This window comes from Butyrivibrio sp. Su6 (assembly GCF_900108105.1).
GTDB lineage: Bacteria > Bacillota > Clostridia > Lachnospirales > Lachnospiraceae > Butyrivibrio.
The window spans coordinates 79,113-96,224 of record NZ_FNUR01000004.1; the positions used below are offsets into that span (position 1 = coordinate 79,113).

Sequence of the window (17,112 nt, forward strand, 5' to 3'; positions counted from 1 at the left end):
TTTTACTGCAACACAAGTTTATCCCATGAGTCTGAAGGAATGAGTCCAATATAGGTCTTTCCCTTATTTATGGAAAGTTCCTGTCCATCAGAGCTATAGTAATGTGTCATGCCCGTTTCGCTGGCCTTTGACCACATTATAGGTATAACCTTGCCATTAGTTATATAGTAGCCTTTATCTGAACCAATAACGTTATATGTAAGATATCCGTTCTTATCAAGCTGCTTGAAAGATACGTTCTGTAAAATAACGTTCTTGAATGTCATAGCCTGTCCATCTTCTGCATCCTGATGCAAAGCGCCATACTCATAGTAGTCATAGGTTCTGGTCTCAGGATTAAATACAAGCTGGCTCTTATTGTGAGCAAAAGCTCCGGACATATCTACAGTTCCAGCAACTACATCACTTGGAAGTTCTGTATCTGCTTCGTTAAATAAAAAGTGTGTGCCCCTCTCCATCTGCATATTGTAGGTAGTTGAAATACCACTTTTTGCAAATCTGTTCACGAGCTCTGAACCAAAGACATACTCAGTGTACTCTGTGGGCTTTCCATTCTTTATTCTGCTAAATCCGCCACTGATGTGCTCAGCATAAGGCTGTGCAAGATAGGATTTAATGTAAAATGGACCCCCATCATGGATCAAAACAGCATTGTATTCATCAGCTATCATGATGTTAGTTGTTCTGGTGCTTCTGATGCTTCCAGTCTGCTGAAGATTAGCCCAGTCCTTGTAGAGACACATAAGTCTTGTAATGCGTCCATTAGCTGTACTGTTCATCATCTCATAAACCACATCAGCTTCTGCTGTTCCATAATGAGCAAGAGCCTTCTTTTCATTATCTACCATGATCGCTACAGGTCTCTGACCAGCAATAGCATCATCCACCTCAAGTCCTGTAAGCTCTGAAGTCCCCGCATAAACAGTGGTTGACAGAGTCAGCGCCCCAATAATACCAGCAAAAATAGCTACAACATTTTTTACTTTCATAACATTCCCCTCTTAGATTAAAATTTTTTTAATGTATCAGATAACTTACCACAGGACAATACAACAAGTCTTTGTGTAGCACGGGACATAGCCGTATACAGGCAATGTCTTCCCAGTTCTTTGTCCGGATAAGATTCCTGGTCCACATCAGCGAGAATAACATTGTCAAATTCAAGCCCCTTTGCCAATGATAACTCCAATAAAACAGCTCCGCTTGATGGAAGAGCATCCTGCTCAGATATTATCTTTATATCTAAACCTTTCAATGACGCACTGATCTTTTCAAGAGAATAGGCATTTCTACAGATAACAGCCGTTATGCCATCCTTTTTGCCAAACTCATTTATGTGCGCCTTTAATTCCGAATAATACTCGGTTTCTGAACTGCATTCTTTTACAATAGTCTTTTCACCGGGCCTCTTAACAGAAGAGACTGACATCTTTTTCTCTGCAGGTAACAAAGATGAAAACATCTCTGTGATCTCCGGAGAACTTCTATAGCTTGTCATAAGCGGTAGTTCCACAAATTCTTTGTCGTCTTTTTCTGCCATTTCTTTTATTTCGGCAAAAGAGATCGTGCCTTCGCGAATTGACTGGTATTCATCTCCAAGTAGCATAAAACGTGCATTTGGGAAGAATTTTCTAAATACCATCATTTGCGCCATGGTATAATCCTGCACTTCATCGATCATCACATAACGCATATTTCTATCACATTCACCTGTAAGCTCCATCTTGGTGTACAGCCATTCAGCCGCTGTAATATGCGATGTTCCAAGAATACGCTGGGCTATATGCATAACATTGATAAAACTGCATTTTTTGATGGTTCGAATAGCTCCGCCAAAGTCATTTTCCAGACGATTATTATCTGCATTCTCTGACTTTGCAACGCTGTCGGACTCATTATCAACGTAATTATCAGAGTTTTTCAGTATATTTTTAGCTCTTTCCAAAAGCTCATCAGATGCAATCTGGAAAAGTCGAACGCCCATAGGAAACTGACTAAATCTGTTAATAACAGAAAGTACATCTTTTTTGGGCATCACCATGGTTTCTTTTTGAGTTATATCAAAAAAGTCGTCCACTTCCGGAGTAAGTGTTGGCAATGTATCATGGATCTTTTTGAGGTTCTCTGCCTCTGTGTAGTCGTAGTCGTTATCAATAAACGGAACGCTCACCATATCAAGGAACTCGTGCCATGTTATGGTAAGTGGATTGGACTCACCCAGATCCGGAAGGACATTGTCAATATAGTCGCGGAACACCGGATTTAAGGTCATAAGGCATACCTGATCAGGGCGAAGTGTCTTTCTCTTTTGGTAAAAGAGATATGCTATTCTCTGAAGCAAAACAGAAGTTTTTCCACTTCCCGCAATTCCATTTACTAAAAGAACAGGAACATCCGGATATCTGATGACGGTATTCTGCTCTTTCTGAATAGTTGAAGTAATTGCCTGCATTTTATCTGATCGTATCTGTGATAAGGACTGCAGGAGCATAGGGTCTTCAATAGCGATCTGGGTGTCAAAATAAGAAAGAAGCTTATCTTTCTTTAGGTCAAACTGCCTACGAAGCTTTAAATCCACAGGAATCTGCCTGTCCTCAACAGTATAGTGAGTGCTGCCCATTTCCTGATTATAGTAAACTTCAGCAATAGGAGATCTCCAGTCAACTACCATCTGATCATAACCATTCTCAGAAATGGCCGCTCTTCCAATGTAGTAGCTTTCAGGCTCCTCAGATGGGTCAAACTGAAGCTCTATCTTGGCAAAATAAGGGGATTCAAGCAGTTTGTTCACTGTATCCAAACGCTTTCCCAACGAGGAACTCTCTACGTTATAGGTATCAATATAGCGATTCCATACCTCGATCTCCGCAAGAGTTTCCATTGTTGTCTCTATATCTGCATAATCAAAACGGATATTATCGCGTATATCATTCTTATCATCCACTGCCTTTTCATCAAGCGCAGCTATCTGATCTTCAAGTTTTTTCTTCATTTCCAAGAGCTTATCATAAACTAATGTCAGATGCTCCTGTTCTTTAATAAGTATTTCTTTTTCCATAAATCTCACCTTAAAATTACAAAAAAGTCGCTGGTATCTTTTAAGTATACCATAGAAAAAATAAGACCGGAAACTAAGGATTCCGGTCTAAATAAATCACATATGATAATTAAGTAAAAACTGCTTTGTTCGCTCATTCTGAGGATTATCAATTATCTGGGATGGACTGCCCTTTTCAGCAATAACGCCTTCATCCATGAAAATAATCTCATCTGAAACATCTTTTGCAAATTCTATCTCATGGGTAACAATTATCATCGTTGTTTCCTGCTGTGCAAGCTCTTTTATAACCTTAAGAACTTCTCCTGTCAGTTCCGGATCGAGTGCTGACGTAGGTTCATCAAAGCATAGAATATCCGGTTTAAGAGCAAGAGCCCTTGCAATAGCCACTCTCTGTTGTTGTCCACCTGATAGCTGATGGGGATAATTGTCCATTCTGTCCAGCAATCCCATCTTACTTAGAATTGCTTTTCCTTCCACTAGCAGCTCTGTCTTGTCTTTTTCAGGCTTAAGTATCCCCGGAGCAAGGATAACATTCTCAAGAGCTGTGTATTGAGGAAAAAGGTTGAACTGCTGAAAAACCATGCCGAAGTGAAGCCTTTTCTCTCTAAGCTCTTTTTCGCTGGAAACAGGATTTTTACCATCAAATAAAAGCTCTCCATTTACACTGATAGTGCCGCCGTCCGGTGTTTCAAGGAAATTGAGGCACCTTAAAAGAGTAGTTTTTCCGCTTCCTGACCTTCCAAGGATCGAAAGGGTCTTTCCTTTTTCAAGATCAAAGCTTATATCCTTCAGAATTTCTGTATTATCAAAACTTTTTGTTATATTTTTTACTTCGAGTATTGCCATAAAACGCACCGCCTAACGATCACTTAAAATAATCCAGTTTCTTTTCAATATATCCGAAAAGAAGTGTCAAAAGTCCGCTGAATATCAGATAGAATACACCTGTATAAAACAGAGGCCAGATTATTCCACTACTTTTGATAAAGCGCTCTCCCTCCCAAATTATCTCGTAGAACGCAATAACCCTGGCTAAAGAAGTATCTTTCACCAAGGTAATAACTTCGTTGGATATAGGTGGCACAATTCTCTTTACTACCTGTAAGAGTATTATTTTGAAAAAGGTCTGTGTTTTTGTAAGACCAAGAACAGCTGCAGCCTCATGCTGCCCCTTAGGAATAGACTGAATTCCGCCCCTGAATATTTCACTAAAATAACATGCGTAATTAAATACAAAGGCTACCAAAGCGGCTGTGAACCTTCCTGTTGATCCGGAGCCCCATAGGTTATTTCCAAAGAAAATGCCAGGGCCATAAAAGATAACAAGAAGCTGTAACATAAGAGGCGTACCTCTGACTACCCATATAATGAATCTTATGGGCAGTCTTATAAACGCACGTCTGCTCATTGAGCCAAGACTTATCAAAAGCCCCAGCGGCAATGAAAAAACAAGCGTAAGAATGAAGAGTTTTAATGTACCTAAAAAACCCCCAAGAAGTGATAAAGTAACTGTTGAAAACATATATTGATATTCCTTTAATATTACTGCTCTACAAGTGCGTCCTGAACACCATATTTTGTGGCTATTTCTTTCATTGTACCATTAGCATAAAGACTCTTCATCTCATCGTTTATAAATGCTGCAAGATCTGAGTCTTTTCTGCATCCAATTCCATATTCTTCTGTTGTAAGCTCAACAGTGTGTGTAAGATCAGCATATCCTGTTCCTTCACCAACCATTGCTCCTGCCATCAAAAGATCGATAATGCATGCATCTGATGTCCCTGCTGCAACTTCCATAACAGCGTCAGCCTGTGACTTAAGCGCTGTTGTGTTAAAATTGTTTTCTCTTGCTGCAGCCTCTCCTGCAGAGCCTGACTCAACAGCAAAAGTAAGGTCAGCCAAAGATTCAAGTGTGCTGTATTTATCAGCATCTTCCGCTTTAACAATCACAACCTGTGCATTATTGCAATATGCATTAGTACAATTCATTGAGCTTGTAACTTCAGGTGTGAGTGTCATACCATTCCATACGACATCAATTGACTTGTTATTGAGCTCAAGAAGCTTGTTATCCCAATCGATCTCTACAAACTCTGCCTCTACCCCGAGAGCTTTTGCAATCTCTTTTGCCATATCGGCATCAAATCCGATCCACTCTCCGTTGTCGTCTTTATAATCCATAGGCGCAAAGTCCGTGATACCAACAATAAGTTTCCCTTTTCCCTTAATATACTCAAGATCGCTCTCTGTAGATACGCTCTCTGTAGCACTTTCTGCTTTTTCTGTAGCAGCTGCCTGTCCGCATGCTGTAAACATCATAACTGTAGTTAAAGCCATAAGCACAGATACAAATTTCTTTTTCATGATATCCCTCTTTCCAAATAACAATTTACTCTGCTTTTACTTTACCACATTATCATACTAAATTGTCCGTGTAAAGAAGACTTTTATAAAAAAGAAAAATCTTTTAGGTCATTCTACGTTATAAAATTTGTTGTCAACAAACGGATGCTGTACAAATTTTGAACTGGGTAATATAATTTTATGTTATAATATTGTAAGCAATTTAAATTATTATCTAAAAAGGAGACAACATGATTTTCAATATTGCAATAATACTGATAACTCTTCTGTACATCGTCATTTTAGAGTTATCAAAAAATGTCCTTGCAGGATGGGCCATTGCAGTAATAGCTGCAGTACTGATGCTTGCACTAAAAAACACGATCATGAAAAAAATAACACATAAGTCCCTTTCCACTTGCCTTATGTGGCTCGTTTTTATAGCTATTCTGGTACTGAACTACAAACTAACTGCTCCTCCATTTAAAAGAGTTCCTGCTGTTGACAACAAGAATCCCGAAATCACAGAAGAAATAACTATTGATCAGGGTGTCTTAACCGGCGTGTACAATGCAGACAGATCAGTAAAAGTCTACGCAGGTATTCCTTACGCAGCACCTCCTGTAGGTGATCTGCGCTTTAAAGAGCCCCAGGCGCCCCTGCCATGGGATGGCATACTTGCATGCGATCACTTTGGTCCTATGGCTATGCAGCCAAGGAGTTCAGCTCTCTATGATTCTCTTTCCCACATTATTGGATGGAATGACTACCGCATAAAATTCGGGGATGAATATCGCGAAGAAATGAGCGAAGACTGCCTTTATCTTAATGTCTTTTCACCGGAGAAAGAGTCTGATGAACTCCTGCCTGTCATATTCTATATTCACGGTGGATCCCTAACTACCGGGCAGCCTTCCTATACTGAGTATCGCGGAGAAGATCTGGCTAAAAAAGGTGTAGTCTTCGTTAACTGCGCATACCGCCTTGGTGTTTTTGGTTACTATGCCTCTGATGATCTAAAGGCAGAGTCTCCAAATGGCACAACCGGTAACTACGGTCTTTTAGATCAGATAGCCGCCCTTAAATGGGTACGAGATAATATTGAAGCTTTCGGTGGAGACCCTGACAGGATTACAATTGCAGGCGAATCTGCGGGCGCTTCCAGTGTTAATGCAATTTGCGTATCGCCACTTACAGATGGATTATTCAAGTATGCAATCGCTGAGTCCAGTGGCATTGTGGCCAAAAAGCCTTTCCATACCTTCAGGTCCTACGATGAAGCTATAGAACAGGGCAATATTGTAAAAGAGGAATTCTCTGTCTCCTCTTCTGATGAGTTAAGAAGCATTCCTGCTGAAAAGCTCGTTAAAACTTCTGCTAACAACTCGGCCATGACACTTGACGGCTACGCTATAAAAGAAATGCCTTACCTTACGTATGAAAAAGGCGAAAATCACGAGAAAGCTCTTTTAAACGGCTTTAATTTAAAAGAAGCTGATGCGTTTATGCTTGAAACAAAAGCCACTAAAGAAAACTACGTTGACCTCATTGCAGAGGATCTTGGAAGCTATGCCGAGAAAATGGCTGCCGTGGTCCCATATGACGCAGTTGAAAGAGATGAATATATCATTATCGATAAAAAAGGTGAGGCAAAAGGCTCATTAGATGCAGTCTACAGCGCTATGTGGTTCACTTATTCCCACTATGTATGGACTAATTATATGATCCAGCAAAACAGGCCTGTTTACGAATACTATTTCACAAAGACAAACAGCAGAATTTCCAACCATCACGCAGGGGAACTTCCTTACGCCTACGGAAATCTTCACAGACATGCCGATAATTATGATGAGAGCGATTTTGAGCTTTCAGAGATAATGCAGAACTACTGGGTAAACTTTGTAAAAACCGGAAATCCAAATGGAGAAGGGCTCCCTGAGTGGCCTTTAATAACTTCTGACAGCCAGCTTCTTTTACAATTAGATAGTAAAATAGGGCCCGTAGAGGACCCCAATTTACCACTTTATGAAGTTATTGATCATTACATGGAGAGCCAGGAATAATGCTTAATCTTCAAGACTCATTCCCATGCTAAACGCAACAGGGAACATGAATTTTTTCCTGGTCTTGTCATCAAATTCAACGACAAACTTTGTTGGGATCTCATCTTCATCCCAATCAACATCGATGATCGTTCCGGAGCCATATTTAGTCTGGACTACACGGTCACCTATAACAAGATTAGAAGGCACATTTTCTAAGGAAAGTGGAGCCTTCTTTTGCTTCAGGTAGGAAATTGGCTTTTTAAGCTCGTTGCCTACCTTCTTCTTGCTCTTTTTTACAGGTATTTCCTGTTCTTCGTCGGCCCATTTTTCCTTGGGACAGAGCTCACCAACAAATACAGAAGGCTTGTCTTTATATTTAAATATGATCAGTTTATCCTTTGCTCTGGTCACTCCAACGTAGAATATTCGTCTCTCTTCCTCGTTTTCTCTTTTCTCCTCAGGAGTTGCTGTAGCAAAAGATTTAATGATCTTACCAGGAAATACGCCATTTACCACATCCATCAGGATAACTGTGTCATACTCAAGTCCCTTACTTGAGTGAATTGTCGAAAGAATTAGCTTACTTTTATAGTTCTCTTTTTTCTGAGTAAGAGTATTTTTCAGTTCTTCAAGCCTATCAAGGAATCCTGCTATAGTACTTTCGTTTTTGGCGAGCATTTTCAAAGTAAACAGCTTATTGTCATCTATATTGTTATCCTTTAGATACTCTCCATAGCCCATGAACTTTTGAATCCTGCCTATTGCTTTTGCAGGTGTTTCCTGGGCCATATGCATAAAATGAGTCCTTAATGACCTGACATTTCCAAGGATACGTTTGTTTATATCAATCTCTTCTGCAGCATCAAGAATCCCGCAGTGCCTTCGGTCAGCGATATCGCACATTAAAAGAGCGTCCTGCTTGCGAAGGAAGGTTTGGAACTTGAAATATATTTTTAAGAAAAGCTCCGGATCCATTGGACTTAATGCAAATTTGAGCATGTTCTCAACATCCACAACTACTCTGTGGCTAAAAAAGGCCATATCGGAGCTCTTTATCCTGTAATCAACATTTTCTCTCTCCAGAATGTCAACCAAAGGTAAAATGCACTCATTATCTCTATAAAGAACTGCAGTCTGAACCGAGATATTTCTGGCAATGTCCAAAAGAAAACTATATTGGGATTCTCTGCTGTTTAAAGTGACATAGCTTATATCCGCGCCTTCATCCCTTGCTGCTGTCATGTGTTTTTTGTGGCGATTAAAATTCTTCTGGATAAACCTGTCAGCTGTCTCTACTATTTTTGCATTTGATCTGTAATTCTTGTCCATTACAAGGACTTTCGCGCCCACATGCTCTTTTTCAAAGTTCAAAAGAGCTTCCGGATAAGCAGCCCTGAATCCATATATGCTCTGATCCTCATCTCCGACCATGAACAGATTCCCGCTTTTTCCGGCCAAAAGAGCTATGATCATATGCTGTATTTTGGATGTATCCTGCGCTTCATCCACACAGATATATCTGTACTTGTCGCGGTAGAATTTAAGTAGATCCGGCGTGTTTTTAAGCATCCTGTAAGCATATATCATCTGATCATCATAATCCATGAGGCTCCTTGCTTTAAGCTCCTTATTATATGCTTCATAGATCTTCAGTAGTTCCAAGCCCTCATCTTTTCCGAGTTTTTCTATGGCATCTTTATCAAGGCACATATTTTTACAATAAGTTATAAGTGTCCTCACAGCCTTGATATCGCTCTCTGTTGGATAATCGTTCATAACCTTGACATAAATATCTGTCAGGATTTTTCCGGATATCTTTTCATCTGTTATGAGTTCAAAAGAGGTTTTGCCTATAAGCCTCGCATAATGGCTGATTATCTTGGCACATATGCCGTTAATTGTTCGAAATTCAAGATTTCTTGCCGCTTCCTCTCCGAACACCTTAACAAATCTCTCAGCCATATCTCTTGTTGCTGCGACTGTATATGTAAGTGTAAGTATATTCTCCGGCGGTATTTCTTTTACCATAAGCATATAACCGAGCCTATGCACAAGAACTGTAGTCTTACCGCTTCCCGGAACAGCCAGCAAAAGCACCGGTCCCTCTACTGTTTTAACCGCTTCAAGCTGCTGTTCATTAAGTTTAGCTGTATAATTTTCAAAAAAATATTTCTCGTCCATGGTGTCTACTATACAATAATAATCGCAGCTAGTGAAGTAATAAAAAAGCTATATATAACATATATATGATATGTTATATATAGCTCAAAATACTTATTTCATTTACTTCGTCTCTACAGATACATCTGCGCCTGTAATGTTGATGTTCTTATTAACCTTTGCATCATATGTTCCGGCTCTCATGATCTCTGTAAAGTCAACGCCTGTAGCTTCTGACATTGTATCAAATACCTGTTTCATGACGATTGGCATATTCCCAGAGATCTGGCTTGCACCATTTGTTCCATCTCCGGTTCCATAGATATTGATCTTATCGATCTGTGAAAGAGGTTTTGCAATCTCAGCTGCCATCTGAGGCATTATCTTGATCATCATCTCTGCCATAGCAGCGCCATTGTACTTCTTATAAGCTTCTGCCTTCTTTTCCATTGCTTCGGCTTCTGCAATACCTTTTGCCTTAATAGCCTCAGCTTCTGCCTTACCTTTTGCAGCAATACCGGCTGCTTCAGCATCATATTTAGCTTTGATACCTGCAGCTTCCTGCTCAGCTGCATATTTCTGAGCCTCAGCTTGGGCTTTCCTGGCGTCAGCCTCTCTCTCCTGCTCATACTTGGCTGCCTCAGCCTTTTTCTGTCTCTGAACAAGCTCTGCTTCGGCTTTCTTTTCTGCCTGATACTTTTCAGCATCGGCTTTTTTCTCAATCTCAGCTGCAAGTTCCTGCTGTTTAACAAGAACTTCCTTCTGTTTGAGTTCTGCCTCACGTTCAGCTTTGGCAATCTGGGCATTAACAGTTGCTGTCTGAATAGATTTTTGCTGTTCCTGCTGCTGGATCTCATAAGCTGCATCAGCTACAGCGCTTGCTGTATCTGCTTCTCTTTTAAGTTCTGCCTGCTTGATGGCAAGAGCGTTGTTCTTTTCAGCAATCTCTGTCTGTGCAAGAACTCTTGCATCATTAGCAGCTTTATCAGCTTCAGCCTTTGCGATAGCCACATCTCTGTCTGCCTGTGCCTTAGCAATGGCTGCATCTTTTTTGATCTTAGCTGTGTTATCCATACCAAGGTCATTTATAAGACCATTTTCATCTGTAACATTCTGAATGTTACATGAAAGGATCTCGATACCAAGCTTACTCATATCTCTTGAAGCTTTTTCCATTACCTGGTCTGAAAAGCTGTCACGGTCTGTATTGATAGTCTTAAGAGCAAGAGTACCAATGATCTCACGCATGTTACCCTGTAAAGAATCCTGAAGGTCCTCTGTGATCTGCTGAGGATCTTTGTTAAGGAAGTTCTTGGCAGCAAGCTGAATTGATTCAGGATTTGTTCCGATCCTTACCTTTGCTACTGCATCTACATTTACGTTAATGAAATCGTTAGTAGGAACTGACTGCTCTGTTTTAATGTCTACAGTCATCTGTCCAAGATAAAGTTTATCAACTCTCTCAAAGAAAGGAATCTTAACTCCTGCTCGACCAATAAGGATTCGTGGGGTCTTGCGCATACCAGAAATAATATAGGCTCTGTCCGGAGGAGCCTTTACATATCCTGTAGCAATCACCATCACTACAAGTAGAATAAGTGCTGCTAAAATAATAGCTGAAATTGTCATTGTTCCACCTTTCTTAGGGCTCTGCCCTAAAACAATACTTTTTTATTGATACAAAAATTGTACAACTTCCCATTTTAGCATTAAACATGCACTATTGCGCGTTTTTTTACTATATTTTGCTTTTTTTGCGATTTATGATAATATGCTCTAGTGACTTCTTATAAGAAAGGATAATGATAATGAAAATTGCAGTTACTTATGAAAACGGTGAAGTTTTCCAGCACTTTGGACATACAAGCGAGTTTAAGATTTATACAGTAGAGGATAAAAAAGTCGTATCCTCAGAAGTAATAAGTTCAAACGGAAGCGGTCATGGTGCTTTAGCCGGACTTCTTGGCGATAAGGGAATTGATGTTCTTATCTGTGGCGGAATCGGCGGAGGAGCTTTCTCAGCTCTTGAAGAGAACGGCATTGAAGTATGCGCCGGAACATCTGGAAATACTGATGAAGTAGTAGAAGCTTACCTTAGCGGAAACCTTGAGAGCTCTGGTGTAAATTGCGACCATCACGGTGAGGGCCACACATGCGGCGACCACGAGGATGGACATAGCTGTGGACACCATGATGAAGGTGGTTGCGGAAGCGACTGCGGAGATGAAGAAGGCGGTTGTGCTTCAGGTGGCTGTGGCGGATGCAGCGGTTGCCATTCAGCTCCTTCATTCGAGGGAAAAAATGTCGGCAAGACATGCCGTACACACTACATTGGTACTTTCAACGACGGAACAAAGTTTGATTCATCCTATGACAGAGGAGAGCCTCTTGAGTTCGTATGTGGCGCAGGCATGATGATCTATGGATTTGACAAGGCTGTTGCTAACATGAACGTAGGTGAGACACTTGATGTGCATCTCATGCCTGAAGAAGCTTATGGAGAAGCAGATCCTACAGCTATCTTCACTGTAGAGATTGCTGAGCTTCCCGGTTCAGAGGACCTGACAGTTGATCAGAAGGTTTACCTTCAGGATATGTACGGAAGACCATTCCCTGTTAAAGTTGTAGATAAGACTGATACAACTATCACATTAGATGCCAACCATGAAATGGCTGGCAAAGAGCTTAATTTCAAGATTGAACTTGTAGAAGTTAAGTAAGACCAAAAACTTTATCACGAAGTTTACGACCCGTTGGCGTTGTGGCAAGTCCACCGCCAGCGGTTTCTTTTAATGAGGCCGGAAGTGCATCACCGACTTCTCGCATTGCATCTATGCATTCATCTGCCGGAATATTGGCCCTGATTCCTGCAAGTGCCATATCTGCGCTTGAAAAAGCAATCGCAAGACCTGATACATTTCTTTTTATGCATGGTATCTCAACAAGTCCGCCTACAGGATCACAGACCAGTCCCATCTGATTAGAAATAGCCATCGCACAGGCATCTGCACACTGAGATGGCCTTCCACCCATTACTTCTACAAGTGCTGCAGCAGCCATAGCTGAAGCACTTCCACACTCAGCCTGACATCCACCCTGAGCTCCTGCCACACTGGATTTCTCTGCTATTACCATTCCAATTGCACCAGCAGTAAACATAGCCATGACCACATCTTTTTCTTCAAAACCGCGGTCTTCGTAAAGTGACACAAGGCATCCCGGTAAAATGCCGCAACTTCCGGCTGTAGGAGCAGCAACGATCCTTCCCATTGAGGCGTTGCAGCCTGCCACTGCCAAAGCTCTGGCCATTGCTTTTGTCATGAAGTTCCCGCTGATCCCGCCTGTAGCGGCATATTCATTCATAAGATAGCCCTCGCCACCGGTAAGACCTGACATGGATTTCTGGTCTTTTTTCATACCTTCGTTTATTGAATCCTTCATGACCTGGAAGCTGATCTCCATTTTTTCATAGAGTTCAAGTGGCTCTTTTTCCATGCTTTTAGCCTGATCTTCCAAGACCAGTTCACTTATCTTTATATTTCTTTTTTCAGCTTCAGCTACTAATTCGCTGACAGATTCGTATTTAAGCATAAATATCCTTTTCTAATTCAGACTCTTCTTATCAAGATCGCATTTGTGACATGATCAATCTTCCTAATATCGTCCACCAGTGTATCCGGAGGCTGATTGTCGATTTCAATAGTCATGATGGCATCACCACCCTTTTCCTGCCTGGACAAATGAAAATTAGAAATATTGAGTTCTGCATGCTCCCAATGCATCATATTGGTCACACTGGCAATAACGCCGGGCTTATCCTCATGCATTACCAGAATTGTATTATTTTCACCGTTAAACTCAACATTCATGCCGTTGATCTGATTAACCAGTATGTTTCCGCCGCCTATACTTGCCCCCTGCATGACTCCTTCAGTTCCATCATTTAAGAAATAATGGATCCTGGCAGTATTAGGATGGGCGCCTTTTATATTCTCTGTAATAAACTCATAATCAATTCCCTGCTCCGATGCTATATCAAGCGCACTTCTGATTTCCGGAGAATAGCTTTTATATCCCATGATGCCGGCTAAGAGCGCTCTGTCAGTTCCATGCCCCTTATAAGTCTGGGCAAAAGAGCCTGACAAAGTTATTTCAACCTTCTTTAGCTGTCTGTTATCTATAAGCTTATTCACTACTCTTCCAAGTCTGACAGCACCTGCTGTATGAGAGCTTGACGGTCCTATCATTATGGGCCCGATCATATCAAATACATTCATTAAAACCTCTCTTCTATGATTGAACGAAGATCATCAGCAATGATATCTGCAACTTCAAGTTTGTAATCGTATCTGCTCTTTTGCGGCATTATAATCGTATCTTTTGAATAACAATCGTTTTTATAAGCAATTGTATAATATATCTGTCCCAACGCGCTGTCTTCATTTAGGGGATCCTTGTTTCCCATGGTTCCTGTTACCCCTATTCCGATATCAGCACCAAAAGATTTTTTGCAGGCTATTGCCATGGCATCAGCGGTTTCTTTTGAATATACTCCGCATTCCTCAATAATATCCTGCGGAACGCCCTCCATTATCTTGGCCTCGTTTGAATATGTAACAAATGCGCCCTTGATAACAGCAGATGATCCTTCAATATCTGTTAAAAGAGATGCAATAAGCCCACCTGTGCAGCTTTCCATTGTAGTGATAGTAAGTCCCTTGCATATGAGCAGATCTGTAATCGTGTTGTATTTTTCTCTTATTGTCTTATCATTCATTAGTTTAAACCTCAATTTAAGTTTATCTAATGATAGCATAGATTATAGAAATGTGACTAATTAACATAAAAAGAATCTATCTATTATTGCCATATTTGAGATTTATTAAAAATGCTATACTTAAATATATTCAAATTTGGGGATTTTAGGGGGGTTACATCAATGGAATACTACGGAAAAAAGCCAAACTACAACATGGCGCACAGAATAATGTTTGGAATGGCCGAATTCTATGGAGGCGGTGCTTTTGTCATCATAAACACATTCTTTACCGTCTTTCTTATCAAAGCACTTGGTATGCCGGCTGCTCTCGCCGGAACAATCCCACTTGTAGGAAAAATCTGGGATGCAATAACTGACCCTATGATGGGTAACATTACAGACAGAACCGTGTCAAAATTTGGCGCAAAGCGCTTTTATATCTTCGTTGGCGGAATAGCTTCATCAGTTACTTTCTTACTGCTATGGCTCACTATCCCATCCAGATCCATATGGGCAATGTACTTTTTTTATCTGGTCATGTTTTGCCTTTTTTCAACAGGCTTTACTATTCTGATGGTTCCATACAATGGACTGTTGCCTGATATGATCGACGATTATACAATGCGTTCCAAGTTTTCTACTGTTCGTATGGTATGGTCTACTCTTGGTTCTATGGTCTGCGGACTAGTTCCGTCTTTTATCATAAAGGACAATACTAAGCCTGCTCAGTACATGACCTGTGCAGTTCTTTTCAGCATTCTTTTCTTCATTACAACTACTGTTACTTTCATCGGTACCTGGGAAAAGAAAAAAGAACCTGTAAAAACAACTTTAAGAGAAAGTTTCCCGCAGTCAATAAGTGTTCTAAAAAGCAGATCTTTCAAGCTTTTCCTTGGAATATATCTATTTGGCCAATGCGGTATGGACTTTGTCTCAGGAATGGCAGTCTACTATATTGACGATGTTCTTAATGGCTATTCAAATGGCTACTTTATCTACTTAATGGCCACAATTCTGGTATCTCAGCTTGTCGGTATGGTTTTCTGGGGTCCTATTATGAGCAAGACTTCAAAAAGAACGACTATTCTCATAGGTGCTCCCACAAGACTTATTGGTACTTTGGGACTTCTTGCCTTTTCATATGAAGGCGCAAGTATTGTTCCGGTCCTGGTACTTACCGCATTTATCGGATTTGGTAACGCTGCTACTCTCACCAGTATTTTCGCGATAATGGCTGATATGGCAGAGGTAGATGAGCTTATTACATCCATAAGACGCCCGGGAATCGTCTCAGGAATGGCTACTTTTGCAAGAAAAATCTCGTCAGGTCTGTCCGCTGCAGGAATCGGTTTCCTTTTAGCTGCTGTTGGATTTGATGAAAACATTGCAAATGCCGGACAGAGACAGGCACTTTCGACTCAAAAGGGAATAGCTATGATCTATATCATAGTTCCTGCAATACTTATTACCTTATTGTTTATCACCGCGGTAGTATTCCCACTTACAGGTAAGGAATTTGATATCATACAAAAGGAAATCGCCCGCAGAAAAGGCGAAGATACCTCTTCTACAACAGAAGGAGAAAAAAGAATATGTGAAAAAGTCACAGGTTTTTCCTATGACAATCTTTGGAAGGCTGAAAATGCAAAAAACTGGTAAAGGATGCTTAAGCAAATGGCAAAAATCGAACTTTTAGGAGAAGATAACTTCATCAGTGCCATGAATACTGAAAATAAAGCGTGGCGAAGGGAGCATGTCTCTCAGGGAGTTTTTAATTCTTTTGATGGAACCAAGATGAATTACTACTACGCAATTCCGGACTCTGCCAAAAGAGCTATCGTTATAGTTCACGGTTTCTGTGAATTCTGGGCAAAGTTTCATGAATATGCCTGGTACCTGTACAAGGCCGGATACGCCGTTTTTTTCATGGAGCAGCGCGGTCATGGATATTCAGGTGGAAAACTCAAGGCTCCTGATATTGTCTATATTGATAATTACAATACATACGTTGAAGACTTGCACGTTTTCGTAGAAAAAATAGTAGTTCCAAACGCTTCTTCCATGAAAAAAACTCTCCTCGCACACTCAATGGGAGGCGCCGTAGGAACACTTTTTCTTGAAAAGTATACGCAGTACTTCGACTCAGCTATCTTAAGCTCTCCAATGCTTAAGATGAAGAACAATACTTCACCTGTACTGATAAAACTCCTGGGTATATATGCTTTTCTTTTTGGTAAGAAAAAAGCTCTTGCTCCCGGGCAAAAAAGATTTGACGGGAAGCCTGTTTTTGAGACCAGCAGCGCTATGTCAAAGCCGCGTTATGACTACATGTTTGAAAGGAGGTTAAAAGACGAGCATTACCAAACCTATGGTGCTTCAATAGGATGGGCATTGGCAAGTCTTAAGACCAATAAGATCATCATGAAAAATGCGGATAAGCTCCAGATCCCGATTACTGTATTTACTGCCGGGAATGATCACCTTATAGATCCTGAAGGCTACAAACAATTTGAAAAACTCGTTCCATCTGCTAGATTTATTAGTTTTGATGAATCTAAACATGAGATTTTTAATGCAAAAGAAAACATCAGAAAAGAATACTTTTCTGATGTCCTTGAAATCTTAGAACGTCTATGATGATCAGATAAGTGCACTGGCAACTGTTCCTATAACCATCGCGAGAATAAGTGCCAGTGCTATTATTGCTACTATCTTTTTGTTCTTTTTGGTAATCATAACTT

14 protein-coding genes are annotated in these 17,112 nt (G+C 40.5%); 4 read left to right on the forward strand and 10 right to left on the reverse strand.

The window, feature by feature from the left end; all coding sequences use genetic code 11:
- Window positions 1-2: 2 nt before the first annotated feature.
- The 5 genes from C4S54_RS06300 to C4S54_RS06320 all read right to left on the reverse strand — a co-directional run bounded on the left by C4S54_RS06300 (window position 3) and on the right by C4S54_RS06320 (window position 5,428).
- Window positions 3-989 carry a DUF3048 domain-containing protein gene (locus C4S54_RS06300; protein ID WP_103868764.1) on the reverse strand — a complete coding sequence of 329 codons (987 nt, stop codon included), beginning with the start codon at window positions 987-989 and terminating at the stop codon, window positions 3-5.
- A gap of 17 nt (window positions 990-1,006) precedes the next feature.
- Window positions 1,007-3,058, reverse strand: coding sequence for a HelD family protein (locus C4S54_RS06305; RefSeq protein ID WP_103868765.1), 2,052 nt, complete (start codon window positions 3,056-3,058; stop codon window positions 1,007-1,009).
- 96 nt (window positions 3,059-3,154) lie between these two features.
- Window positions 3,155-3,907 (reverse strand): amino acid ABC transporter ATP-binding protein, encoded by a 753-nt coding sequence (locus C4S54_RS06310; protein ID WP_103868766.1) that lies wholly within the window; start codon window positions 3,905-3,907, stop codon window positions 3,155-3,157.
- A gap of 19 nt (window positions 3,908-3,926) precedes the next feature.
- The gene (locus C4S54_RS06315; RefSeq protein ID WP_103868767.1) at window positions 3,927-4,583 is read right to left on the reverse strand and encodes an amino acid ABC transporter permease; all 657 of its coding nucleotides are present in this window, start codon (window positions 4,581-4,583) and stop codon (window positions 3,927-3,929) included.
- A gap of 20 nt (window positions 4,584-4,603) precedes the next feature.
- Window positions 4,604-5,428, reverse strand: coding sequence for a transporter substrate-binding domain-containing protein (locus tag C4S54_RS06320; protein ID WP_103868768.1), 825 nt, complete (start codon window positions 5,426-5,428; stop codon window positions 4,604-4,606).
- Between the two features lie 230 nt (window positions 5,429-5,658).
- Between C4S54_RS06320 and C4S54_RS06325 the strand changes: the two genes are divergently transcribed.
- The gene (locus C4S54_RS06325) at window positions 5,659-7,470 is read left to right on the forward strand and encodes a carboxylesterase/lipase family protein (protein WP_103868769.1); all 1,812 of its coding nucleotides are present in this window, start codon (window positions 5,659-5,661) and stop codon (window positions 7,468-7,470) included.
- Window positions 7,471-7,473: 3 nt separating this feature from the next.
- Here the strand turns inward: C4S54_RS06325 and C4S54_RS06330 are convergent, their stop codons facing one another.
- Both C4S54_RS06330 and C4S54_RS06335 read right to left on the reverse strand, forming a co-directional pair.
- Window positions 7,474-9,633, reverse strand: a complete 2,160-nt coding sequence (locus C4S54_RS06330; protein WP_200821047.1) for an ATP-dependent helicase — start codon at window positions 9,631-9,633, stop codon at window positions 7,474-7,476.
- A 102-nt stretch (window positions 9,634-9,735) separates the two neighbouring features.
- Window positions 9,736-11,241, reverse strand: coding sequence for a flotillin family protein (locus C4S54_RS06335; RefSeq protein WP_103868771.1), 1,506 nt, complete (start codon window positions 11,239-11,241; stop codon window positions 9,736-9,738).
- Window positions 11,242-11,420: 179 nt separating this feature from the next.
- Here C4S54_RS06335 and C4S54_RS06340 point away from each other — a divergent pair, with 179 nt between their 5' ends.
- Window positions 11,421-12,332, forward strand: a complete 912-nt coding sequence (locus C4S54_RS06340) for a NifB/NifX family molybdenum-iron cluster-binding protein (RefSeq protein ID WP_103868772.1) — start codon at window positions 11,421-11,423, stop codon at window positions 12,330-12,332.
- On the opposite strand, the gene sdaAA is transcribed toward C4S54_RS06340, so the two are convergent.
- The 3 genes from sdaAA to C4S54_RS06355 are packed head-to-tail and all read right to left on the reverse strand — an operon-like array spanning window position 12,325 to window position 14,389.
- Window positions 12,325-13,203 carry an L-serine ammonia-lyase, iron-sulfur-dependent, subunit alpha gene (gene sdaAA / locus C4S54_RS06345; protein WP_103868773.1) on the reverse strand — a complete coding sequence of 293 codons (879 nt, stop codon included), beginning with the start codon at window positions 13,201-13,203 and terminating at the stop codon, window positions 12,325-12,327. The two genes, C4S54_RS06340 and sdaAA, sit on opposite strands and share 8 nt — an antisense overlap.
- A 17-nt stretch (window positions 13,204-13,220) precedes the next feature.
- A complete protein-coding gene (gene sdaAB / locus C4S54_RS06350; protein WP_022773400.1) occupies window positions 13,221-13,889 on the reverse strand; it encodes an L-serine ammonia-lyase, iron-sulfur-dependent subunit beta in 669 nt (222 codons plus the stop codon).
- Entirely contained in the window at window positions 13,889-14,389 is a 501-nt protein-coding gene (locus C4S54_RS06355) for a CinA family protein (RefSeq protein WP_103868774.1), read from the reverse strand. The genes sdaAB and C4S54_RS06355 overlap by 1 nt, the downstream gene beginning before the upstream one ends.
- Before the next feature lie 162 nt (window positions 14,390-14,551).
- Here C4S54_RS06355 and C4S54_RS06360 point away from each other — a divergent pair, with 162 nt between their 5' ends.
- Window positions 14,552-16,030 (forward strand): MFS transporter, encoded by a 1,479-nt coding sequence (locus C4S54_RS06360; RefSeq protein ID WP_103868775.1) that lies wholly within the window; start codon window positions 14,552-14,554, stop codon window positions 16,028-16,030.
- A 15-nt stretch (window positions 16,031-16,045) separates the two neighbouring features.
- Window positions 16,046-17,008, forward strand: coding sequence for an alpha/beta fold hydrolase (locus tag C4S54_RS06365; RefSeq protein ID WP_160110706.1), 963 nt, complete (start codon window positions 16,046-16,048; stop codon window positions 17,006-17,008).
- Window positions 17,009-17,112: the final 104 nt, after the last annotated feature.